This is a genomic window from Blautia sp. TF10-30 (assembly GCF_003481245.1).
GTDB lineage: Bacteria > Bacillota > Clostridia > Lachnospirales > Lachnospiraceae > Fusicatenibacter > Fusicatenibacter saccharivorans.
The window spans coordinates 1-527 of sequence record NZ_QUKM01000037.1; the positions used below are offsets into that span (position 1 = coordinate 1).

Genomic DNA, 527 nt, shown 5'->3' on the forward strand with positions numbered 1-527 from the left:
CCCAGCACACGGTACATCCGGTCTTTGTCACTGGGAAAGTTAATAAACTTTCTCCCCAGGATAGTTCCGTCTGGACGCATGATGGTACAGACTGCATCCGTATTGATGCCGAGATCCACACTGCAGATCGTTTGTTCTTTGACGGGTGTCCGGTTTAAAGCTACCTCTTCCGCATACGTAAAACGCAGAAAATATTTGTCGTGCTTTTTCTCCAACATTGGTGCCGAAGCTTTTTTGCCCGACCAGTGTTTTCTTAAATATTCCATATCCGTATGTTTCAGCCGCACAGCAAACCATTTCCAGTCATGGCCATCGTACAGTTTTAAAAAGGCCGCATCTTTCTCTTCTGTGTTTTCACGGTACATGACATCGTGGTAAAAAACAGGCATGGCATACTGCTCACTTTTCAGATACGGCTTTCCTGTTTTCTGTCCCTCTGCTTTCCACTGTTCCAGACGCGTCTGATAAGAAGATACACTCCCAAGCGCATGCTGGACTGCCGCCCGTCTGAAATAGGATGGCATCTT

At 46.7% G+C, this 527-nt stretch carries 1 pseudogene; it reads right to left on the reverse strand.

The annotated features are described in order from the left end of the window. A pseudogene (locus DXD02_RS15270) lies at positions 1-527 on the reverse strand (IS200/IS605 family accessory protein TnpB-related protein); the annotation flags it as partial.